The sequence below is a fragment of the Stenotrophomonas sp. YJH_SMC_29 genome (genome assembly GCF_059371235.1).
The window spans coordinates 296277-317784 of the sequence record NZ_JCAFUK010000001.1 but is presented as its reverse complement, the minus strand read 5'-3'; the positions used below and the strand labels follow the sequence as shown (position 1 = coordinate 317784).

At 66.6% G+C, this 21508-nt stretch carries 26 protein-coding genes and 2 tRNA genes; 15 read left to right on the top strand and 13 right to left on the bottom strand.

Features of this window, described 5'->3' with window-relative positions; translation table 11 throughout:
• Positions 1–270: 270 nt before the first annotated feature.
• The 8 genes from AC5P9I_RS01485 to AC5P9I_RS01450 all read left to right on the top strand — a co-directional run bounded on the left by AC5P9I_RS01485 (position 271) and on the right by AC5P9I_RS01450 (position 7226).
• Positions 271–693, top strand: a complete 423-nt coding sequence (locus tag AC5P9I_RS01485) for a hypothetical protein (protein ID WP_414608580.1) — start codon at positions 271–273, stop codon at positions 691–693.
• The gene (terL, locus tag AC5P9I_RS01480) at positions 680–2323 is read left to right on the top strand and encodes a phage terminase large subunit (protein ID WP_414608579.1); all 1644 of its coding nucleotides are present in this window, start codon (positions 680–682) and stop codon (positions 2321–2323) included. Before AC5P9I_RS01485 ends, terL begins: the two co-directional genes overlap by 14 nt.
• A 23-nt stretch (positions 2324–2346) precedes the next feature.
• A complete protein-coding gene (locus AC5P9I_RS01475; RefSeq protein ID WP_111188062.1) occupies positions 2347–2595 on the top strand; it encodes a hypothetical protein in 249 nt (82 codons plus the stop codon).
• The gene (locus AC5P9I_RS01470) at positions 2588–3130 is read left to right on the top strand and encodes a lysozyme (protein ID WP_414608578.1); all 543 of its coding nucleotides are present in this window, start codon (positions 2588–2590) and stop codon (positions 3128–3130) included. The genes AC5P9I_RS01475 and AC5P9I_RS01470 overlap by 8 nt, the downstream gene beginning before the upstream one ends.
• Positions 3130–3522: a hypothetical protein gene (locus AC5P9I_RS01465; RefSeq protein ID WP_100450368.1), complete on the top strand. Its 393-nt coding sequence runs from the start codon at positions 3130–3132 to the stop codon at positions 3520–3522. Before AC5P9I_RS01470 ends, AC5P9I_RS01465 begins: the two co-directional genes overlap by 1 nt.
• Positions 3523–3690: 168 nt before the next feature.
• On the top strand, positions 3691–5220 hold the full coding sequence (locus AC5P9I_RS01460) for a hypothetical protein (RefSeq protein WP_414608577.1): 1530 nt from the start codon (positions 3691–3693) through the stop codon (positions 5218–5220).
• Positions 5220–6626 carry an SPRY domain-containing protein gene (locus tag AC5P9I_RS01455; protein WP_414608576.1) on the top strand — a complete coding sequence of 469 codons (1407 nt, stop codon included), beginning with the start codon at positions 5220–5222 and terminating at the stop codon, positions 6624–6626. The genes AC5P9I_RS01460 and AC5P9I_RS01455 overlap by 1 nt, the downstream gene beginning before the upstream one ends.
• A 96-nt stretch (positions 6627–6722) precedes the next feature.
• A complete protein-coding gene (locus AC5P9I_RS01450) occupies positions 6723–7226 on the top strand; it encodes a hypothetical protein (protein WP_414608203.1) in 504 nt (167 codons plus the stop codon).
• Positions 7227–7469: 243 nt separating this feature from the next.
• On the opposite strand, the gene AC5P9I_RS01445 is transcribed toward AC5P9I_RS01450, so the two are convergent.
• Both AC5P9I_RS01445 and AC5P9I_RS01440 read right to left on the bottom strand, forming a co-directional pair.
• Complete coding sequence (locus AC5P9I_RS01445) at positions 7470–7871, bottom strand: GNAT family N-acetyltransferase (protein ID WP_130767981.1); 402 nt, start codon at positions 7869–7871, stop codon at positions 7470–7472.
• 134 nt (positions 7872–8005) lie between these two features.
• Entirely contained in the window at positions 8006–8521 is a 516-nt protein-coding gene (locus tag AC5P9I_RS01440) for a DUF3011 domain-containing protein (protein WP_053460938.1), read from the bottom strand.
• Between the two features lie 240 nt (positions 8522–8761).
• Between AC5P9I_RS01440 and AC5P9I_RS01435 the strand changes: the two genes are divergently transcribed.
• On the top strand, positions 8762–9157 hold the full coding sequence (locus AC5P9I_RS01435) for a hypothetical protein (protein ID WP_053460937.1): 396 nt from the start codon (positions 8762–8764) through the stop codon (positions 9155–9157).
• 9 nt (positions 9158–9166) lie between these two features.
• Here the strand turns inward: AC5P9I_RS01435 and AC5P9I_RS01430 are convergent, their stop codons facing one another.
• Complete coding sequence (locus tag AC5P9I_RS01430) at positions 9167–9859, bottom strand: aspartate/glutamate racemase family protein (RefSeq protein WP_130767864.1); 693 nt, start codon at positions 9857–9859, stop codon at positions 9167–9169.
• 161 nt (positions 9860–10020) lie between these two features.
• Here AC5P9I_RS01430 and AC5P9I_RS01425 point away from each other — a divergent pair, with 161 nt between their 5' ends.
• Entirely contained in the window at positions 10021–10662 is a 642-nt protein-coding gene (locus AC5P9I_RS01425; protein WP_049466973.1) for a LysE family translocator, read from the top strand.
• A gap of 94 nt (positions 10663–10756) precedes the next feature.
• Complete coding sequence (locus tag AC5P9I_RS01420) at positions 10757–10930, top strand: DUF1328 domain-containing protein (protein WP_049466953.1); 174 nt, start codon at positions 10757–10759, stop codon at positions 10928–10930.
• Between the two features lie 24 nt (positions 10931–10954).
• Here AC5P9I_RS01420 and AC5P9I_RS01415 read toward each other — a convergent pair whose 3' ends face one another.
• Genes AC5P9I_RS01415 through AC5P9I_RS01405 form a run of 3 tightly spaced genes read right to left on the bottom strand, consistent with a single transcriptional unit; the run spans position 10955 to position 11851 of the window.
• Complete coding sequence (locus AC5P9I_RS01415) at positions 10955–11287, bottom strand: SMR family transporter (RefSeq protein WP_057493607.1); 333 nt, start codon at positions 11285–11287, stop codon at positions 10955–10957.
• 33 nt (positions 11288–11320) lie between these two features.
• The gene (locus AC5P9I_RS01410) at positions 11321–11554 is read right to left on the bottom strand and encodes a DUF1653 domain-containing protein (RefSeq protein ID WP_049466950.1); all 234 of its coding nucleotides are present in this window, start codon (positions 11552–11554) and stop codon (positions 11321–11323) included.
• A 12-nt stretch (positions 11555–11566) separates the two neighbouring features.
• Complete coding sequence (locus AC5P9I_RS01405; protein WP_049466949.1) at positions 11567–11851, bottom strand: hypothetical protein; 285 nt, start codon at positions 11849–11851, stop codon at positions 11567–11569.
• Between the two features lie 402 nt (positions 11852–12253).
• Here AC5P9I_RS01405 and AC5P9I_RS01400 point away from each other — a divergent pair, with 402 nt between their 5' ends.
• The 3 genes from AC5P9I_RS01400 to AC5P9I_RS01390 all read left to right on the top strand — a co-directional run bounded on the left by AC5P9I_RS01400 (position 12254) and on the right by AC5P9I_RS01390 (position 13544).
• Positions 12254–12460 carry a hypothetical protein gene (locus tag AC5P9I_RS01400; protein WP_049466948.1) on the top strand — a complete coding sequence of 69 codons (207 nt, stop codon included), beginning with the start codon at positions 12254–12256 and terminating at the stop codon, positions 12458–12460.
• A 131-nt stretch (positions 12461–12591) separates the two neighbouring features.
• Complete coding sequence (locus tag AC5P9I_RS01395; RefSeq protein ID WP_049466947.1) at positions 12592–13155, top strand: DUF3011 domain-containing protein; 564 nt, start codon at positions 12592–12594, stop codon at positions 13153–13155.
• Positions 13156–13340: 185 nt separating this feature from the next.
• Positions 13341–13544 carry a hypothetical protein gene (locus tag AC5P9I_RS01390; RefSeq protein ID WP_005417823.1) on the top strand — a complete coding sequence of 68 codons (204 nt, stop codon included), beginning with the start codon at positions 13341–13343 and terminating at the stop codon, positions 13542–13544.
• Between the two features lie 133 nt (positions 13545–13677).
• Here AC5P9I_RS01390 and dxs read toward each other — a convergent pair whose 3' ends face one another.
• The 7 genes from dxs to AC5P9I_RS01355 all read right to left on the bottom strand — a co-directional run bounded on the left by dxs (position 13678) and on the right by AC5P9I_RS01355 (position 20081).
• Positions 13678–15585: a 1-deoxy-D-xylulose-5-phosphate synthase gene (gene dxs / locus AC5P9I_RS01385; protein WP_130767982.1), complete on the bottom strand. Its 1908-nt coding sequence runs from the start codon at positions 15583–15585 to the stop codon at positions 13678–13680.
• A gap of 105 nt (positions 15586–15690) precedes the next feature.
• Entirely contained in the window at positions 15691–16356 is a 666-nt protein-coding gene (locus AC5P9I_RS01380) for an HNH endonuclease (RefSeq protein WP_495217317.1), read from the bottom strand.
• A gap of 333 nt (positions 16357–16689) precedes the next feature.
• Complete coding sequence (locus AC5P9I_RS01375; protein WP_049466945.1) at positions 16690–18480, bottom strand: acyl-CoA dehydrogenase C-terminal domain-containing protein; 1791 nt, start codon at positions 18478–18480, stop codon at positions 16690–16692.
• 64 nt (positions 18481–18544) lie between these two features.
• A complete protein-coding gene (locus tag AC5P9I_RS01370) occupies positions 18545–19021 on the bottom strand; it encodes an LEA/WHy family protein (protein WP_049466943.1) in 477 nt (158 codons plus the stop codon).
• 164 nt (positions 19022–19185) lie between these two features.
• Positions 19186–19737, bottom strand: coding sequence for a lipocalin family protein (locus AC5P9I_RS01365; protein ID WP_187756664.1), 552 nt, complete (start codon positions 19735–19737; stop codon positions 19186–19188).
• Between the two features lie 124 nt (positions 19738–19861).
• Positions 19862–19937, bottom strand: a tRNA-Phe gene (locus AC5P9I_RS01360).
• A 68-nt stretch (positions 19938–20005) separates the two neighbouring features.
• A tRNA-Phe gene (locus tag AC5P9I_RS01355) sits at positions 20006–20081 on the bottom strand.
• Between the two features lie 367 nt (positions 20082–20448).
• Here AC5P9I_RS01355 and curA point away from each other — a divergent pair.
• Entirely contained in the window at positions 20449–21474 is a 1026-nt protein-coding gene (gene curA / locus AC5P9I_RS01350; protein WP_049466733.1) for an NADPH-dependent curcumin/dihydrocurcumin reductase, read from the top strand.
• The last annotated feature ends 34 nt before the right edge of the window (positions 21475–21508 follow it).

Genomic DNA, 21508 nt, shown 5'->3' with positions numbered 1-21508 from the left:
CCGAAGTGACAATTCCAACGCTCCTGTTGTTCGCCCTCTGCTACTTGGCGATGGTGGGGAAGCGTCGCTTCGGGGCCATTCGGGGGATTTCTGCATTTCTCGTAGCTCTGATCGCTGGAGGCGCGGCATACGCGACGACCTGCTTGATCCTCAGGCTTGGGTCGGCATCCGGAGGGAATGGGGACGACCTTTCGATGGTGCTGATATTGCTGCTTCCGCTCATTGCGTCAGTGGCTGCGATTCGGCTACTCGCGCCGAAGAATAGCGGCGATGCTGGACCGCCAAGCGGAGGCTGACATGCGCGAAGACCAGTACCTGCGGCTGCAGGCCCTGAGCGAGAAGTTGGCCGAGGCCTTCATCGAGGAAGCCGACCCGGCCACGTGGACCGGCGCTGGCAAGGCGCCCAGCGCGATGGACAAGGCCGAGCGCGGCGACCGCTACTGGTGCAAGCGCAATGCGGCGGCCACCGGTGGGCTGCTGCTACGCGTCGGGTCGCTGGTGTCGATGATCCAGCGCGACAGCAGCGGCAACGGTGGTGCCGGCGAGGTGGGAGCTGCGGACGATCAGGACGGCGACGGCGGACTGGAAGCCGAAGTAGCTGCGGCGGAGAAGGAAGGCAAGCGGCTGCTCGACCAGGTGATGAAGCAGCAGCGCCGCGCAGCCGAAGTGGCGAAGATCCATGGCAAGCCGTGACGTCTCGTTCCTGACGTTCTTCATGATGTGGGCCAAGGTCCAGGGGTGGACCGTGCCGCTGGTCCACGTCCGGCTCTGCAACTGGCTGGAAACCTGCGAAGACCCTGAGCGCGTGCTGATGGTGTTCCGGGGGGCTGGCAAGTCAACCGTGTACGCCGTGCGCAAGGCGCACAAGCTGTACAAGAACCGCGCTCATCGATCGCTCGTGTGGTCAGCCGACAACGAGACGGCCGGCATGCTCACCGCCGACGTGATCAACATTCTGCGCAACCACCCGCTGTGCATTGGCATGCTGCCGAAGAAGCCTGGCGCAAAGCGCTTCTGGGTGTTGGGTGCGAAGGACGCTCGTAATGCCAGCATGCGCGCCGTGGGGGTTACCTCGAACGCAACCGGTGCCCGCGCGGATGACGTGGATTTCGACGATATCGAGGTGCCCGGCAACATCGAAACACCCGAGGCCCGGCTGAAGCTGCGGCAGCGCATCAGCGAGTCGACCCACATTGCAGTGCCAGGCGCGCAGAAGACGTTCATCGGCACGCCGCACACCCACGACAGCATCTATCCCGAGCGCATCGCTGCCGGCGCATCCACGCTGATCATTCCGCTGTTCGCGCACGCCACCCGGTACAAGCAGACCGACAGCAAGACGCGGTACCCGATCAAGTTCACGCCGGCAGACGACGGGCTGTATGTGGTGGTCGGCATCCACAAGCACGCCCGGGTGCTGGTCGAAGCCGTTGACTATCGGGTCGAGGCAGGAGAGCTGGTTTTCGCAAAGCCGCCCGGTGCTGTGCTGGATATCTACAGCGGCTGCGCCTGGCCGGAGCGGTTCGACCGGAACGAGATCGAGCTGCGCCGGAAGGAGACGCGCACCCTCAACGCATGGGACAGCCAGTACATGCTCGAAGCCAAACCCATCGAAGAGATCCGCCTGGACCCGGAGCGGATCACCCCCTACGCCGTCGAGGCGGTCATCAGGAAGGCCAACGGCACGGCTGCCATGTTCCTGGGCGGCGTGCAGATCGCCATGGCGTCGGTGCGCTGGGATCCGGCCAGCGGCAAGCTCAACTCCGACGTGTCGGCCGTCGCCGTGGTGCTGCAGGACCTGATCGGCCGGCGCTACCTGCACCGCATGGAGCAGTTGACCGGCGAGGTGGCGGAGTTCGACGACACCGGAAAGGTCATCACCGGCGGCCAGGTCTGGCAGCTGTGCGACCTGATCGAGACGCTGAACCTCCCGCGCGTGGTGGTGGAAACCAACGGCATCGGCGCCTTCGCGCCGGCCGTGCTGAAGGCCGCGCTGAAGCAGCGCCGGCTGCGCTGCGGCGTGGCGGTGGAGCAGGCGGTGGCCAACAAGAGCCGCCGCATCCTCGAGGCCTGGGAGCCGCTGCTGGAATCGGGCGGCCAGCTGTGGGCGCACGTGAGCGTGCTACGTGGGCCGCTGTGGGATCAGATGAAGGAATGGATCCCGACCGCGCCGAACCAGAAGGACGACTACCTGGACGCCGGCGCGGGCGCGCTGACCGATACACCTGAACGAGTCGGGCAGATAGTCGGGAATCCGAACATCACCGCGCGGGACGATTGGCGCCACAGCGCAGGGGAGCATGAGGTCGTGTTCGAGCGCTGAACGTCCACCCGTTCGGAGCCTCGATGAAAGAGCAGATCACCCAAGACCTTGCCGTGGCCGCGGCGAAGATTGCCCCGGCCGCCGGCGTCACGGTCGGCACGTACAACCCCGGGTACACGCTCAGCGACGTGGCGGTGGTCTGCACCATCGTCTTTACCCTGGCGCAGACGTTCACCGTGGTGGTGAAGAACTGGGGCGATTGGAGCGCATGGTGGATGGCCCGATGGGCCACCGTCCGCCGGGTACTCGCCAAGGTGGCCCGCCGTGGCTGACCAGGCACCGAGCGGCAAGGGCCGCAAGTTCGGGTTTGCCGCCGCGCCGGCCGCGCTGATCCTGGCGCTGGTCGCCGCGCTCGGCCAGGACAACTCCGCGCACGAGGGGCGGAAGTACGTGCCCTATCGGGACTCGGGCGGCATCTGGACCGTCTGCGCCGGCATCACCGGGCCGGTCGTTGTGCCCGGTCGGCGCTACACCCCAGCCGAGTGCGGGAAGCTCGAGCAGGACTATGTGCAGGCCATGCTGCACAACATGGGCCGCTGCGTTCGCGGGGAATTCGAGTTCCACGAGGTGAAGGCCTGGGGCCATTTCGCCTACAACGTGGGCAACAACGCGTTCTGCAGCAGCACCGCGGCCAAGCGCCTGAACGCCGGCGAGCGCACCGCCGCCTGCGATGAAATCTGGAAGTGGCGCTTCGTCACCATCGACGGCGCCAAACGCGACTGCTCACTTCCGCAGTGGCGTTCGAAGTGCGGCGGCATCATCGACCGCCGGCAGTGGGAAATGGCCACCTGCAGAGGAACGCTCTGATGATCGTGCTCACCCCGAAACAGTCCCTACAGATCGCCACGGTGGTGGTGCTGGCATCGATCGGGGGCTGCGTGTGGCTGAAGGGGCGAACGGACGCCGCCACCTCAGCCGAAAACAAGGCACTGCAGGCCCAGGTCCGGGCCACCAGCACCAGCGTCCAGATCAGCCGCGACACCGCCGCCGCCGTCGACCTGGAAGCCCACGAAACCCGCGAACGCACCGCCAAGGCGGTGGAGGCCATCCATGCGACTTCTTCCGATCCTGATCCTGCCGCTGCTGCTGACGTCCTGCGCATTGCTCGGGAGGCGCACGACCGCGCCATACGCGCCGCCTGCCGGGTGCAGCGAACGAGCGATTGCCCTGCGGCCGCCGGCACCGCCGACAGACCGTGATTGGGTGAAGTGGTCCGCGGCCTATGTGGGCGCGGTCGGCGCCTATGAGGACAGCGAGAACAAGCGCGCCTACACCGCCGAGTGCCTGGACGAACACCGGGGGAAATAGTCGGGAACCCGAAGCGGGGCCAGGCCGACCATCTGCTGCAGTCTCCCGCAGGTGCCGCCATGACCGTCCCCGCCTACACCGGCCCCAACACCTCGATCGCCAACGGCGTCACGACGGTGTTCCCCTACAGCTTCCGCATCCTCGACGCGACCCACATTCGGGTCACGGTCAACGGCCTCGTCCGAACCCTCGGCACGCACTACACCGTCGAAGGCGTGGGCAATCCCGCCGGCGGCAATGTCGTGTTCGTGGCGCCGCCGGCAGTCAATGCCAAGGTGGTGCTGCACCGGGCAATGCCGATCGTCCGAGTCATCAACTACGAGAACCTCGGCGACCTGCTGGCGCAGACCCTCAACGAGGATCAAGACGCGCCGGTGATGATGATTCAGCAGCTTATGGCCGACTCCATGCTGCTGGTGCCAGACCCCGAAGGCAGCGGCGACATGGTGTGGGATGCAAAAGGATCGCGCATCATCCGGGTGGGCGATGCCGTCAGGAACACTGATGCGGCCAACCTGCAGACCGTTCTGCGGCTGCTCGAGGAAGTTCAGAACGGCGGCGGTAGCGTTGGCATCAAACCTCAGTTCTGGACCTTCGAAGGCGACGGCGAAGTGACCGACTTCCCGCTTCCCGGCGCCGACGTGTTCGACGCCCTGTTCTACGACACCGCACTGGAAGGTACGGCCGGCGTAGGCGATTACCTGGTGTCCAAGCCGGGCGACTTCCAGATTCTAGAAGGTGTCGACGGAGCCGACCCGGTGATCCGCTTCTCTGTGGCGCCCGGCGACGAGGTGCGCGGCTTCACTACATTGCGCGGCTACGCCAGGCCGTGGATCGGGCAGACCCCGATCTACACGGTGGCGCCTCGCATCGTCAGCGTGACCACGGACACCACGCTGGATGGGGGATCGCACAACACCCTGATTCTGGCCAACTCGGCCACGCCGATCACCCTCACCATCCGCGTCAATACCGGTGGCAGCGTCGACTGGAAGGCCGGACAGTTCTTCTCCGTCATGCAGGTGGGGGCAGGACAGGTCACCCTGGTCATCGAGGGCGGCGGCGGGCAGCTGAACGTGCCGGGCAGCTTCGAGGCCAAGACCCGCGCGCAGCGCAGCATCATCAGCGCCACGAACATCGCCCCGGACGCCGATGCTTGGGTGGCCGCCGGCGACATGCTGCGGATCGCATCGGTGCCGGACCTGCAGTGCTTCGAGTTGATCGACCGCACGGTGCTGCTTGCCACCGACATTGCCACCGGCAACGGAAAGGACAGCCTGGTCCTGCCCTACGGCCTGCTACTGGACACGGTGGCCAATGGAGGGATATACGCCACCCTGTCCACCGCGCAGCCGTCGGGCCTTCCGCTGACCATAGACGTCAAGCGCAACGGGACCAGCATCCTGGCCACGAAGCTGACATTCGACAGCAACGAGCGAAGTACCACTACTGCGGCGAACCCACCGGTGCTTGTGGCCGGTGGCGATGTGCTGACTAAGGGTGATGAAATCACCATCGACGTGACCCAGGTTGGCACGGCCGGCGCCCGGGGCCTGCGGGTGTACTTGGTCGGCCAGAGGGCCACCTGATGAACGCCCGCATCTACGACCGGCCCGACCTGGACCAGCGGACGGCCCAGCTTGCGCTCCACATCACCGGCGCATTCCGCAACGCCAAGCCGGGCGTGGCGTACGAAGGCCGCCTGCTGGTGCATAACGGCATAGGTGGACTGACCGTCGACCAGATCGATGGCGACCGGCTGCCCAACGGCACCAGCCTGTACATGGCCGGATCGGAGATTGTGCTGGCCTGGCCGGACTACTCGGAGACTGCCGCAGCAATCCCCAACCCCGGCTATGAGGACGGCGACACGGGCTGGGAGAAGGGGCAGGGGTGGAGCATCGGCACCGAGAACCCCATCGCCGGCGCACGCTCGGCCCGCTACGGCGAGACGCAGGGCAGCTCGCTGATCGAGAGCGCCGCCCGCTACCCGGTGAACCCGGGCCTTCCCATCACCGCGACCTGCCAGGTGCGCCAGGGTGCAAGCGCAGAGGGCAACGCCGGCGCGGCTGTGCAACTGCAGTGGCGCCGCGCAGACGGTTCGCTGCTGGACACGTCCGAAGGAAACGCCGTCATGTCGGCGTCGAAGAACCGCGTTTATCCATCGACGGTAGTGGCCGTCCCACCGGCGGGCGCGGCGCTCGTGAACGTGGCATCGCGCGGCATCCGCACCCGCGAGAACAAGGCGTTGTTCATCGACAGCTTTGTATGGGATCACCAGCAGCTGACGGGCGTGAACGTCACCCGTACCTACGATCTGACGCTACGAGTGCGCGATTCCGCTGGGCGGAGCGCCCTCTGGCGCGGTATGGTCAAGGTCGAACTGATCCAGGCACCGACCTGGAGCCCGACTGCTCATGGCGACAACTTCACCATAACTGATGGGCTTGTGGCGACTGCGGCGAATGGCGACACCTTCGGCTTCAGCAGCACGGCGGCACTGTCCACCTCGGCAAAGTCAGCGGGGAAGTGGTACGTGGAAATCCAGTGCACGGCTGGGTCTGCCGGGAACGTGACATTCCGCGCAGGCGTTGCCCGCTCAACCCATCCACTGCAAGGACCAACGGTCGCTGACGCGGGTCTTGGCGCCAGCTCTGACAGCTGGTGCATGCTGGCTGCGAACGGCGAGTGCTACTTCAATGGCAACTTCCTGTACTTCGGCAGTGTGGACCTGTCGATTGGCTCCCCCACGGATCGCTGGGGCATTGCCTACGACGCTGGAACAGGGCGGCTGTGGCTTCGGAAAGTTGGGGTTGGCGCTTGGCGAGGCGGCGGTGATCCTACCAGCAACACCATCCCTTCCTACATCGCGGAGCCAGGGCTGCACTTTGCGGTATCCCTGTCCTCTTTGGGAGGAAGCCCGGAAGGCGAGTTCACCATTGTTGACGCCGCCCAAGCGACCATCCCAGCAGGATTTGCCTACTGGACGGACTGATGCAGAGTCGAGTCGGGCTCGGTTCTGTCCGAACGGTTCAGGGAGGTGGCCGGCCCGTTCGCAGGATCTGCGACCGCCGGCCGTATCCTTCCGGCCATGCGCTCTTCCAACGGCTTCCGCACCGCCCCTATCCCCTCTGGCTGGGTCCAGACCGGCGAGCGCTGGGCGCTCTGGTACAACGGCCGCGAGACGGCCAGCGTCACGCCCGACGGTGGTCCCGGGGTCCGGCTATGGATGGAAGGCCAGAAAATGTGGCAGGTCAAGGAAGTCCGCGCGGCCAACGTCCGGCAGGCGAAGCGGTACGCTGAGCGCTGGTGTGCGGCCAGGCTCTATCCCGATCTGCCCCTGCGCCAGGCAGTCGCCCGGCTGACCGACAGCACCCCGACCCAGCCGCCACCGCCACTGCCCGGCCTGCCGCCGACCCGCGAGCAGCAGCAACAGGCCCGGCGTCTGGCCGAGGCCGGGGCGAAGGAAATCGAGCGGATCAAGGCGGCGCTCGAACCGCGCAAGCCGCCGGCAGAGACGAAACCCCGAGCGAGGGACGCCCGCACCAAGGCGTGGGTGAGGGCAGGGCTGCAGCAGCTGCGGCGGGGCGTGTAGGCCGGTCGGGCTGCACCCTATTGGCGCGTAAGTGATTGATCGGATTGGGGCTCAATCTGCACTTTTGGGATGCCGTGCGAAGGGCTGAAACCCTTATAGATCAACGGGATGGGCCTATCTGTAACGATGCCTGGGGGGCAGAGGGTCGTCGGTTCGAATCCGGCCGTCCCGACCACTGTGATGAATCAAGAAGCCCGCGCAGCGATGCGTGGGCTTTTTTGTGCGTGCGGCCGATGGCGATGATCAGTCCTCAGCGAATCGATAGATCAGTTCCGGATCGCCCTCGTCCAGTCCATGCACGATGCCGCTGTCGATGAAACCCGAGGCGGCGAGCAGGCGTTGCATGCCGGTATTGGAAGCATTCGTCGAAGTAAACAGCTTGCCTTGCCCCTGCAGCGCGATGGCATGATGCAGCAGGGCGGCGCCGACGCCCTGGTTGCGTTGTTCGCGCGCCACCATCAGCATCTCGACGAAGGCTTCGCCGAAGAAGTGATGGTGGATGACCAGATAACCGGCCAGCTGGCCGGCCCGTTCGGCCACGTGCACGCCACCGCTGGCCTGCCAGTCGCTGATCTGCCGTGCGCGCCGCGGCTCGTGGGCCGCAACGCTGTCGAGCGCGATCAACGCGGGAACGTCGGCGGGCATTGCTTCGCGGATATGCAGCGTCGTCGAGGAAGGATCGGGTGGTGCCACCGAAGGCTCCTGGGCTGGGTGCGCCCAGTCTATCGATCACTTCGGCCGTATCTGCGTATCCGTCACAGCCAGCGTGTGGTCGGCCGTCAATACACACGGAACTCGGCACGGCAGCCGTCGCTGACCCACACGCCGCGGCGGTCCCAGCCCCAGTTGCGATCCTCGACGCACGGTGTCACCGACTTCTGCTTGACCAGGCGCACCTCGCGGCGCACACGGATGCGGCATTCCCTGTCCTTCTGCTCGTAGGACTCGCAGACCAGGCGCTCGCCATCGTCATCCCGGTCACGGCCCCGGCCGCGCTCCGGCCAGCGCCCGCGTCCCTGCCCATCGGCGACGAACTCGGCACGGCAGCCAGCGGTGACCCAGAGCATGCGACGGCTCTGTCCCCAGTTCTGGTCCTCCACGCAGCGGGTGACCGACAGCTGCCTGGCCAGGCGCATGCGGCCCTCGATCGGGCACTGTTCGGTCTTGTTGAACTGCGACTCGCAGCGCAGCGGCGGGATGTGATCGCTGTCGTCATCCTGGGCGGCCACTGTGGTGGCGGCCAGCAGCAGGGCCAGCGTGACGGTGGTGATCGGGAGCAGCAGGCGATGGGTCATGGGAGCCTCGGCGGGGGAACGGGCCGCAAGGATGGACCAGCCCGAGGCCTCCGGAACGGATCGTTCCGACGTCGGCTCAGTAGGGATTTAGTAGTGCGCACGAACCCATTCAGGGCCTTACATCCCTTATCATCGCTGCACATCCGATCGCATCGGCTTACACCTTCTTACATGTTTCCCACGTGTGTCGGCACAGCCTGTGGCTGCCGTCACTGGCGTGCGGCCGGCGTGTGGAGGAGGATGCGCGGACCACGACGACCACAGGGGGTTGCGTTGATCAGCAGTACCGTCATTCATCGCTCGGCTGGCGCAGAGGCCGGGCAGGTGCGTGTCCTGGACACCACGTTCAAGGGCAAGCACGTGTTCATTGCGTGGGGCCTGCGCGGGCCGGAACTGGCCCGCAGCGCAGACCCGGCCGCAACCGTGGCTGCGCGCAAGGCACTGCATGCCGTCGCGGGGCACAGCGAAGGGCCGCGCAGCCCGGAGGTGTTCATCGCCAACCAGTCGGCGGTGGCGATCACGGTCTATCGGCTGCTGACCGAAGCGCGGTCGGGCGATGCCATTTTCTTCCTGTGTGATTCACAGGCGGTGGTGGACTGGCTCATCACCGCGCTGGAAGTGCAGGGCGAAGGCTGAGCGCGCGGCTCAGGCCAGTGCCGCATCCACCGCTGCCCGGGCGTGCAGGGTGGTGGTGTCGAACAGCGGCACCGGGCTGTCCTCGGCGCGGACCAGCAACATGATTTCGGTACAGCCGAGGATCATCGCTTCGGCACCGCGCGCGACCAGGCGCGCGATCACGCCTGCGTAGACCTGCCGCGAGTGTGCGCTGACCACCCCGGCGATCAGTTCCTGGTAGATGATGTCGTGCACGATGCGGCGGTCATCGGCTTCCGGAACCAGCACCTGCAGGCCGAAGCGGTCCTGCAGGCGGTCGCGGTAGAAGGCCTGCTCCATGGTGAACGCGGTACCCAGCAGGCCTACCCTGCGGAGGCCTGCCTGGCGGATCGCAGCGGCAGTGGGGTCGGCGATGTGCAGCAGTGGCAACGGGCACTGCGCTTCGATCCGCGCCGCCAGTGTGTGCATGGTGTTGGTGCAGATCACCAGCAGCTCGGCGCCACCGGCCTGCAGCCGCCGTGCGGCGTCCAGCATGTGGTCGCCCAGCACGTCCCAGCGGCCGTCGTGCTGCAACTGCTTGATGCCGGCGAAATCCACCGACCACAGCAGCAGTTGCGCCGAATGCGCGCCACCGAGGCGATGACGCACCGCCTCGTTGATGAGCCGGTAGTACTGTGCCGAGCTTTCCCAGCTCATGCCGCCGATCAGGCCGAGGGTCTTCATGCACTGCTCCATGCCGGAAGGGGCCATTGCAGCACAGATGGCGGTGGCGTTGCCGTGCAGGGGCGCCGGTATCTGTAACCGCCATATCCGCCGAATGCTGTATGTGCCGCATCGCGGGCGAGCGCCGTATGCTGGCACCGTCTTCTGAAGTGGAAACCGGCATGGCCCTGCATACCTGGTGGTGGTTCCTGGTCACGGTCTTCGTGCTGTGCGGGACGCCCGGGCCGAACATGCTGCACATCCTGGGACGCAGCGTCGGGCTGGGCTTCCGCGGTAGCGTGCCGGCCATGGCCGGCTGCCTGCTGGCGATGCTGCTGGTGCTGGCCGCCTCCGCTGCAGGCCTGAGCGCGGTGCTGCACTCCTCACCGAGGTTGTTCGAGGTGCTGCGCTATCTCGGCGTGGCCTACCTGGCCTGGCTTGGCATCAAGGCGTGGCGTGATAGCGGCCGGCCGGCGCCCGCAGGGGCCGACGATGCCGAGGTCACGCTGGCGCCGGTGCATGGCGCGGGGACGGTGTTCCGTGGCGGCCTGTGGGTTGGCCTGAGCAACCCCAAGCTGCTGTTGTTTGCCGCGGCGTTCCTGCCGCAGTTCGTCGACCCGTCACGTGGCCAGGCCGTGCAGTACAGCGTGCTGGTGGCGACCTTCGCGGCCTGCGAACTGTTCTGGTACGTGATGTACGCGGCCGGCGGGCACGGCCTGCGTCGCTGGCTCGCAACCCCGTTCGCGCGGCGCTGGTTCGAGCGGCTGGTGGGGAGTGTGTTCCTGGCTTTTGCGGTGGCATTGCTGCGCTTCCGCCCGCGTTGATTCACGCCGCGCACGCGGCCTGTTCACGACTGCCGCATCGGCTGCGGCCTAGCCTGATCACACCGTTTGCATTCCCTGTGGGGAAAGGACTGACATGATCAAGTGGGCCATCATCTTCGCCGTCATCGGCATCATCGCCGGCGTGCTCGGCTTCGGCGGCATTGCCGGTGCCGCTGTCGGCATCGCCAAGTTCCTGTTCTGGGCCGGCATCATCATCGCCGTGGTGCTGTTCCTGATCGGCATGAGCGTGGCCAGGAAGGTCAGCTAGTGCGTGTTGCGCGGCAGCGTGCACTCAGTGCGCGCTGCTGCGCGAGAACAGGTTGATCACCAGCACGCCGGCGCAGATCAGCGCGATGCCGGCCAGCGCCGGTGCATCCAGGCGCTGCTTGAACACCACGAGTCCGATCAGCGAGATCAGCACGATGCCGACGCCGGACCAGATCGCGTAGGCAACGCCGGTCGGCACCGACTTCATGGTGACCGACAGCAGGTAGAAGCACAGCCCATAGCCGGCCAGCGCGCCGACGGTTGGCCACAGCCGGCTCATGCCGTCGGAGGCTTTCAGCAGCGACGTGGCCATCACTTCCAGCACGATGGCAGCGGCAAGATAGACATAGGGATTCATCGGGCACTCCAGGTCACCGCGGCTTGCACCGGATCAGTCGTCGATGCGGGCAAAGCGCGGTTGCGTACCGTGTTCGCCGGCCACCTGCTCGATGAACATCGTGTAGGGGCGTACCCACAGGCCACCGTCGCCGTACAGGGCGCGATACAGCACCATGGGCTGCAGCGTCTCGCTGCCGCGCACGATGTCGATCACCTCGTATTCGCCGCCCTTGAAGTGGCGGTAGCGGCCGCGGGCGAGGTCGGGCAGGGGACTCAATTCAGCCATGACCGATCGTGCTCACTTGCGTGCCGGCGTCGCCGGCGTGGCGCAATAGGCGTCGATCGCCTCGGCCGTGTTGGCCAGGCCTTGCGCCTGTGCCAGCTCCCATGGGCGCTCGCAGCGCTGGGTGTGCTCGCACCACTGGTAGCCCGCGGAACCAATGCAGCCGTGGGCGTCGCGATCACCGCCTACGGTCGGCATCGAGGTCGATGCCGCACCGTCGTCGGCACGCGGAGGTGCCTTGTCCGGGCTGGCGCATGCGGCCAGGACCAGCAGGGCGGGGATCAGAAACAGCGCTTTCATCCGGCGGGCTCCGTGCCTAAAACCGCAGTGTGCTTGCCGGCTGCCGGGCCAGCAAGCGCTCAATGCACGGCGGCGCGGATCAGCTCTTCGATCAGGACGAGATAGCTGGCCACGAAATAGAACTTCAGCAACGTCGAACGCTGGTGCGAGAAGAAGGTGCGCATGTGGAAGGGGCCCCTGTTGATGACGGTAGTGTGAAGCCAGGCTGACTCCGTGACAAGGATCACGGAATGAACCGGCTAAACGGGCTCAGGGATGTGAGGGTGTGAAGGGACGACCCGAAGGCGCGGCATTTTCGTACAAATCTGATAGGCCGACTCCGAGGCGATCGCTAGCCTGATGGTGTACCGGCGGGCCCCCCATCGGCCTGCCACGCCCCCTTCCAGCCACAGGAGCTTCCCCATGGTCATCACCGTCCAATGCTCGGCCCAGCGATGGTCCGTGCTGCATCCCCAGCTGCGCGATGCCACCGCCTATGCCCGGGGTGCCGACGCCTTTGACGCCGCCGCCGCGCTTGCCCTGGAACATCACCGCCGAACCGGCCAGCGCAGCACGGTGCGGGTCGAGGCGCTCGGCAACACGGTGGACGCGCTTCACGTCGGAGAGTGACAGCAGCGGCCGTGGCGCAGTCAGCCACGGTTGAGTTGTTTGAATGGGGAAAAACTGCCGGCGCCGGCCCTACTGTGCGCCGGGCCGCGAATCCCCGATGCTTGCGCCATCGTATTCATCTGGAGATTTCGATGGGCAAGGCACTCACCTGGCGCACCCTGGCCTGCACCCTGTTGCCGATGTTGGCGGCGGCCGGCGGCGCCCAGGCGCAGAGCTACGGCTACGGCTATGACGACGACCGCTACGGCGGCCGCGACGGCAGCGGCATCGTGCGCTGCGAGTCGGTCAAGAACCGCAGCAACGAGTGCCGCCTGGACGGTCGCGCGCGGTTGATCCGGCAGTTGTCCGGCTCACCGTGCGTGGAAGGCGAGACCTGGGGCCAGTCGCGCAATGGCGTGTGGGTCACGCAGGGCTGCCGGGCGGAATTCGTAGGTGAGTACCGCCGCGGTGGCGGTTGGGGCGGCAATGGCGGCGGCTGGGGCAATGGCAATGGCAACGGATGGGGCGGTGGTGACGTGGTCACCTGCCATTCCAACGGCCATCGCCAGGAATATTGCGATGCGCGTATCCGCCGCGGTGTGCGCCTGATCCGCCAGGATTCGCGCAGCGCCTGCATTGAAGGCCAGACCTGGGGCTGGGACCGCCGCGGCATCTGGGTCAGTGACGGTTGCCGGGCACAGTTCCAGGTGAACTGATCCAGGTGAATTGAGCTTTACGGATTCAGCCCGTAAAAATCAGAATAATCTGATACAGCTCACATTTTGAACGCCGTATTGTCCGCGATCAGGGCATCCCATATGCCCTGATTCCCTGCGTGCCTCGCGCCGTTACCGGCAGGGGCATCGCCGCCATCGATACGCTGCCTCAAGGAGTGAGCTGCATGTTGATCCGCCTGCAATGCGAACAGCGCCAGTGGCGCGTGCTGCATCCGGATAGGCCGGAGCCGATCGAGTTCCGCGATGGCGCCCGTGCCTATGACTTCGCCGAGACCCTGGCCCGACTGCACTTCGTCGACACCGGGCAGCGTGCGGCCGTGCGCGTGGAAGCCAGCGGCGCATTCGTCGAAGCGGTCAGCTACGGCTGAGCGTGCGGTGCCTGCCGAGGCAGGCCTGGGGAGTGCCGCCTTCCACGCGTGGCGTGGAACTACCTGCTTCCACCGTAGAAGGTGCAGGCCCTCGGCCGCACCTTCACCGTCATGCGTGGGTTCCTGATCGGCCTCAGCTTGCCGCGCTGAGCGGCGGCGTGCCAACGGCCAGCTGCGGCCAACGCTTGAGCACGGCGGCGCGAATGCCTGCCGCGTCGATGCCGGCCTCGGCCAGCAGGTCTTCGCGGCTGGCGTGGTGCTGGTAACTGTCGGGCAGGCCCAGGTGCAGGATCGGGCGCAGCACGCCTTCGGCATTCAGCAGTTCGCCTACGCCGGAGCCGGCGCCGCCGGCCACCACGTTGTCCTCGATCGTGACCAGGCCCTCGTGCTGGGCAGCGATGGACAGCACCAGCTCCCGATCCAATGGCTTGATGAAGCGCATGTTGACCACGCTCAGGCCCAGTTCGCGGCCGACCTGCTCAGCGGCGGCCACGGTGCTGCCGAAGGCGAGCAGGGCGATGCGGCTGCCCTGCAGGCGCAGCTCACCCTTGCCGATCGGCAGGGTGGACAGGTCGTTGCCAGCGGCGACGCCGGTGCCGGTGCCACGCGGATAGCGCACGGCGGCCGGGCCGGGATGCTGCAGGCCGGTACTGAGCATCTGCCGGCACTCGGCTTCGTTGGACGGTGCCATCACCACCAGGTTCGGCACGCAGCGCAGGAAGCTCAGGTCGAGGTTGCCGGCATGCGTTGCACCGTCCGGGCCGACCACGCCGGCGCGGTCGATCGCGAACAGCACGTCCAGGTCCTGGATCGCCACGTCGTGCACCAGCTGGTCGTACGCGCGCTGCAGGAACGTCGAGTAGATCGCCACCACCGGCTTGCCCCCCTGGGTGGCCATGCCGGCGGCCAGGGTGACCGCATGCTGCTCGGCGATCGCCACGTCGAAATAGCGCTGCGGGTATTCCTTGCTGAAACGCACCAGGCCGGAGCCCTCGCGCATCGCCGGGGTGATGCCGTACAGGCGCGGCTCGGCGGCGGCGGCATCGCACAGCCAGTCGCTGAATACATCGGTGTAGGTCGGCTTCTTGGCACCGGCCTTGGCCACCAGGCCCTTGTCCGGGTCGAACGGGCCGACGGCGTGGTAACCGATCTGATCGCCTTCAGCCGGCTCGTAGCCCTTGCCCTTGGTGGTCATGACATGCAGCAGCTTCGGGCCCTTGGAGGCGCGCAGCGTTTTCAGCGTGGACAGCAGGGCCGGCATGTCATGGCCGTCGATCGGGCCGGTGTAGTGGAAGCCCATTTCCTCGAACATCGTGGAGGGGACGAACATGCCCTTCCAGTGTTCTTCCCAGCGCTTCACGAAGCGCGCCGGGTTGTTCTTCTTGTCACCGAGGATCTTCTTGCCGCCTTCGCGCAGTGCGTTGAGGGTGCGGCTGCCGGTGGCGCGGCCCAGCATCTTGGTCAGGCCACCGACCGCCTCGGAGATCGACATGTTGTTGTCGTTGAGGATCACCAGCAGGTTCGGTTCCGGCTCCATGCCGCCGGCATGCATCAGTGCTTCGAACGCCATGCCTGCGGTCATCGCACCGTCACCGATCACCGCCACGATCTTGCGGTCGTCGCCTTCGGACTGGCGTGCGATGGCCATGCCCAGTGCGGCCGAGATCGAGGTCGAGGAGTGGCCGACACCGAACGTGTCGTACTCGCTTTCCTCGCGCTTCGGGAACGGCGCGATGCCGTCTTTCTGCTTGACGGTGTGGATCTCGTCGCGACGACCGGTCAGGATCTTGTGCGGGTACGTCTGGTGACCGACGTCCCAGACCAGTTGATCGACCGGGGTCTGGTACAGGTAGTGCAGGGCCACGGTCAGTTCGATCACGCCCAGGCCGGCGGCGAAGTGGCCGCCGCTCTTGCCCACCGATTCGATGAGGTAGGCGCGCAGTTCGTCGGCGACCGCCCTCAATTCGGATTCGTCGAACGTGCGCAGGTCATCCGGTGTCTGGATGCGCGCGAGGCGGGGATAGCGGGCAGAGTCGATCATCATGTTCGCACTTTTTCTGAATGCCCATTTTCGCCCTCAAACGGGGGTGGGGCAAGCAAACGCCGCCGCCCGTGACAGGACGGTGAGGGTTGCATTTTCAGGCGTTCAGGTGCTCAGTTTCGACCGCTTGGGCAATTGTGCCTTCAGGAAGGCCATCTGGTCGGCCAGGATGTTGCGGTTGGACAGGATCAGGTGCTCGATCCAGCTGGGCCGGTAGGGCACCGCCAGCAGGGGCATGCCGGCCTGCTGCGGGGTGCGGTCGCTCTTGCGCGAGTTGCAGTGGAAGCAGGCGGTGACCACGTTTTCCCAGCAGTCCAGGCCGCCCTTGGACAGCGGCATGACATGGTCGCGGGTGAGCGTGGGGCGGCTGAACTGCTGGCCGCAGTACATGCACAGATGGGCGTCGCGGGCGAACAGGGCCTGGTTGGTCAGGTTCGGCGTCGGGTCGATCGCGCGCGAGCGGGCGTGGCCGCGGGCGGCGATGATCGGGTGCAGGTCCATGCCGCTCTGCAGGCCGCTGAAGCGGTTGATGCCGCCGTGGATGTGCAGGCAGGGATCGCCGAGCGTCCAGGCCACCGCTTCGCGGGCGTAAAGGCAGGCCGCATCCTGCCAGGTGATCCAGTCCAGTACGCGTCCGTGGGCATCCAGCGAGAGCAGCCGGACCGAGCCGGGGCGATGCAGCGTCGTGGCGTTGGGCGATGCTTCGGCGCCCGGAGCAGAAAACGGAGCTCCGGCTTCGATCAGACCCAAGCGTGTAGTGTCTGTCTCCATCGGGAGAACAGCTTATACCTGAATGTTGACGATTTGTGTATCGCCTGTCGGCGATACGCAAATCGTCAACATTCAGGTCCACGCATTCCACCTATTCCCCGCGCCTTTCGGCGCGCCCCCTTTAACAAAAGGGGGCTCTTCTCCAGAAGGATTTCAGGGGTTCTCATCCACGCGTGGCGTGGATCTACAGCAGCGGAAATCTGTCGAAGGCGGGGTGGGTCCGGTGGCGTGCGCCGTCCCCCGCAATTGGACCCACCTCGCCATCCCGCAGGAAGCCGGCTGTTGCGGTTGCCGGCCAGCGGCCGGCACTACCGGTGCCTGGCGAAGCCCGGCTCAGGCGCCGAAGCGCTCGTCGTCCATCGCCATCAGCGGGGCGGCGCCAGCCTGGATCGCTGCGGCGTGGCTAAGCGTGCGCGGCAGCACGCGGGCGAAGTAGAAGCGGGCGGTTTCGCGCTTGCCCTGGGCGAACGCGGCGCCGTGTGCGCTGGCATCGGCGGCGGCCACGCTGCGGGCCCACCAGTAGGCCAGCACCACGTAGCCCGAATAGAACAGGTAGTCGTAGCTGGCGGCGCCCAGTTCGTCCGGGTTGGCGGCCGCGCGCTGCAGCACGTCGCGGGTCAGCGCGCCCCATTCGGCGGCCTTGGCGCGCAGCGGGCCGATGAACTCGGCCAGCGCTTCGTTGCCCTCGTGTTCCTTGGCGAACGCTTCGATCTCGGCCAGCATCAGCTTCAGGCCGGCGCCCTGGCTGGACGCGGTCTTGCGGCCGATCAGGTCCAGCGCCTGGATGCCGGTGGTGCCTTCATACAGCGTGGTGATGCGGGCATCGCGGGCCAGCTGTTCCATGCCGTGTTCGCGGATGTAGCCATGGCCACCGAAGCACTGCAGGGCGTTGTAGGTGTTCTCGATGCCCCATTCGGTCTGGCAGGCCTTGGAGATCGGGGTCAGGAAGCTCACCAGGGTGTCGGCGCGCTCGCGCTCGGCGGCATCCTCGGCGTGGTGGGCGACGTCGATCAGGGTGGCCGCGTGCAGGGCCAGCAGGCGGCTGCCTTCGACCAGCGACTTCACGGTCAGCAGCATGCGGCGCACGTCCGGGTGGACCAGGATCGGGTCGGCTGCCTTGTCCGGGAACTTCGCCCCGCTCAGGGCGCGCGACTGCAGGCGCTCACGGCTGTACTTCAGCGCGTTCTGGTAGGCGCGCTCGGACAGGCCGATGCCCTGGAGGCCGACGCCCAGGCGCGCGGTGTTCATCATGGTGAACATTGCCTGCAGGCCCTTGTGCGGCTGGCCGACCAGGTAGCCCTGTGCCCCATCGAAGTTCATTACGCAGGTGACCGACCCCTTGATGCCCATCTTGTGTTCGATCGAACCGCAGCGCAGTGCGTTGCGCTCGCCGACGTTGCCTTCGCGGTCGACCTTGAACTTGGGGGTGACGAACAGCGAGATGCCCTTGGCGCCCGGAGGGGCGTCAGGCAGCTTGGCCAGCACCAGGTGCACGATGTTGTCGGTCAGGTCGTGCTCGCCGGCGGTGATGAAGATCTTGGTGCCGGTGATCGCATAGCTGCCATCGGCGTTCGGCTCGGCCTTGGTCTTGAGCAGGCCCAGGTCGGTGCCGCAGTGCGGCTCGGTCAGGCACATGGTGCCGGTCCAGCGGCCCTCGATCAGCGGCTTGAGGAACGCGTCGTGCTGCCAGGCTTCGCCGTGCTGCTTCAGCGCTTCGATGGCGCCGTGCGACAGCAGCGGGAAGTTGCCCCACGCCAGATTGGCAGCATTGATCATTTCGTTCAGCGGCACGCCCAGGGTGTGCGGCAGGCCCTGGCCACCCAGCTCCGGCGAAGCAGTCAGGCCGGTCCAGCCGCCATCGACGAACTGGTCGTAGGCCTGCTTGAAGCCGGGCGGGGTGGTCACTTCACCGGTGGCCTGGTCGAGCACGCAGCCAATCTCGTCGCCCACGCTGTTGAGCGGGGCCAGCACGGTGGCGCTGAAGCGGCCGGCTTCTTCCAGCACGGCATCGACCACGTCGGCGGTGGCGTCGGTGAAGCCCAGCCGGGCGAACAGGGGTTCGACCTTGAGCACGTCGTGCAGGGCGAAACGAAGGTCGGAAAGCGGGGCGGTGTAGCTGCTCATCGGTACGTCTCGATTGGATCAGGGCGGGGGCGCGGCGCCGGGGCGCCGCAACGGAAGGCGAACGTCAGCGCAGCACGCCCGGCAGGCCCGGGGCCTGGTTGAGGGTGCTGCGGCTGCTGATGTCGAAGCTGCGCTGCTTCTTTTCCTGCGGGGTGGCTGCCACCGTTCCCTTCAGGCCATAGGCCAGGGTGCGGTTGCCGGCCAGCGCGTCGGCCACCACCAGGCGCGCGGCCGAACTGGGCACGAGGTCGACATTGATGACGTCGGCGGAGGTGCCGCCGATGGAAATGCCGGGCTTGACCTGCAGGGTGCCGGCTGCGCTGTCGCCCACGGTCAGTGCCAGTGCGACGTCATCGAAGGTCATCGGCATCGAACTGTAGTTCTGCAGGCGCAGGGCCACGGTCCAGCTGCCGTCGGCGCGCACGGTCAACTGCTGCAGGCTGGCCGCCGGTTCCGAGACACGCTTGACGATGCCGTTGCTGCAGGCAGCAAGGGCGAGGGTGAACAGGACGATCAAGACGGTACGGACACGGTGGAGCATGGGCGCAAGTCCTCTGCAGGGGGTGCGTTGGGGTAAGCATACTACGGCGTATGGTTTTGTGGATCGCCCAAGGCGACCCGTCGCAGAGGGTAGCGCGTGAAGATGGCGGCCGGGCGTGCGAAATGCCGGATCGGCTGCGTGCGACGCGCCTGATGCAGGGCGGTTCAGTCAGCCGCGGAATCGCGCAGCGGGGCCATCAGGCGCAACGGCGCGAGGTCGTACCCCATCGATTCGGCCGTGGCTTTGAGCTGTTCAAACCGGCCGCGCTCCATTTCCGGCAGGCGCGAGAGGATCCACAGGTACTTGCGGCCGGGTTCGCCGACCAGTGCCCACTGACAGTCCGGGTCCAGCGCGAGCACCCAGTAGTCCGCCCAGACCAGCGGCACCCAGCTCAGCCAGTCCGGGACGAAGCGGACCTGCAGTTGCCCGGGATGACCGGCTACCGGCCGAGCCACCCCTTCGGCGACCACCCGTTCGCCGTCGCCCTTGCGGCACGCATTGATGACGCTGATGCGGCCGTCGCCGCGCAGCCCGTAATTGGCGGTGATGTCACCGACGCACTGCTTCTGAAACGAGACCGGCAGGTGGGCAATCTCGTGCCACTGGCCGGCATAGCGGTCGATGTCCAGATGGTCGACCGCGCGCACCGGTTCGGCGGCGAGGGCCGGGCAGGTGGCCAGCAGCAGGAATGCGAGCAGGGCAGGGCGCGTCAGCATCGATGGACTCCAGGCGGGAGCCCTGAGCGTAGGTGTCGCGGCGTAGGCCGGTGTAAATGTTCCGTCAACCGGGCGCACGCCACGGGCAAAAAAAAAGACCCGCATTTCTGCAGGTCTCGAAAGATGGTGGCCGAAGACGGAATCGAACCGCCGACACGGGGATTTTCAATCCCCTGCTCTACCAACTGAGCTACTCGGCCAAATTGTGCGGCAACCGCCATTGCGATTTCCGGAAAAAAAGACCTGCATTTCTGCAGGTCCTCAAACATGGTGGCCGAGGACGGAATCGAACCGCCGACACGGGGATTTTCAATCCCCTGCTCTACCAACTGAGCTACTCGGCCACGTGTTTCGTTGCAGCGAGGTCGCTGCCAAGGACGCGCATATTACGGAGGTCGGCCGCCTACGGCAAGCATTTTGGCAAAAAACCTTCACATTGCCGTCTGCGCAGGTGCAAGTGCTTGATCCTCCGTCGCGGCACGGAGGGCAGGGCCCTGCAGGCCGATTCACCCGGCGCAGGGGCGTGGTGATCGTCACCTGCGGCAGAAATCAGCGGGCCATGCTGATCGGCAAAGCTGCACGGGCAAGGCCTGCACGCGGCGATGGCCACGCCGGCCGATGGAACGCTGTTTTCGTGGCCGCCATGGAGCGACGCTGCGGCGTAGTGTCGGCTTTCCTTTCCCGATGCTGCCCACAGCAGAGACGTTCGCCATGTCCGACTCATCGACCACCTCCCGTATCGTGCTGGCCTCGCGTCCGCAGGGCGCACCGCGTGCGGCCAACTTCCGCCTGGAGCAGGCCGCGTTGCCGCCACTGGCCGAGGGTGAAGTGCTGCTGCGCAACCGCTACCTGTCGCTCGACCCGTACATGCGCGGACGCATGGACGAGGGCCCCTCGTATGCCGCGCCGGTGGCGGTGGGCGCGGTGATGGAGGGGCAGACGGTGTCCGAGGTGCTGCAGTCCCGTGCCGAGGGCGTGGCAGTGGGCGAGCGGGTGCTGGCGCCCGGTGGCTGGCAGACCCATGCAGTGTTGCCGGCCACGGCACTGGGGCGCCGGCTGGATCCGGCCGGCCTGCCGCTGAGCACCGCCCTGGGCGTGTACGGCATGCCGGGCTTCACCGCGTATTCCAGCCTGCATGAAATCGCCCGCCTGCAGCCGGGCGAGACGCTGGTGGTGGCCGCCGCGACCGGGCCGGTGGGTGCCACCGTGGCCCAGCTGGCCAAGCTGCAGGGCGCGCGGGTGGTGGCGATCGCGGGTGGCGAGGCCAAGCGCAGCTACCTGCAGACGCTGGGCGTGGATGTAGCGCTGGATCATCGCGCCGCTGATTTCGCCCAGCAGCTGCGTGACGCCGTGCCAGCGGGCATCGATGTGTACTTCGAGAATGTCGGCGGCCATGTGCTGGATGCGGTGCTGCCGCTGCTCAACAACTTCGCCCGCATTCCCGTGTGCGGCACCATCGCCACCTACAACGAGCGCGGCGTCGCGCAGCCCGGCCCGGACCGCCTGCCGGCGCTGTTCAGCCAGATCCTGCGCCAGCGCCTGACCGTGCGCGGCTTCATCGTGCACGACTTCAACCATCTGTGGCCGGAGTTCGAACGCGAGATGCTGCAGTGGCTGCGCGAAGGCCGCATCCAGTACCGCGAGGACGTGGTGGACGGACTGGAGAATGCGCCGGAGGCGTTCTTCGGGCTGCTGCAGGGGCGCAACTTCGGGAAGCTGGTGGTGAAGCTGGACTGAGGGCCTTGCGGCTGTGCCGAGCAAGGGGAGGGCG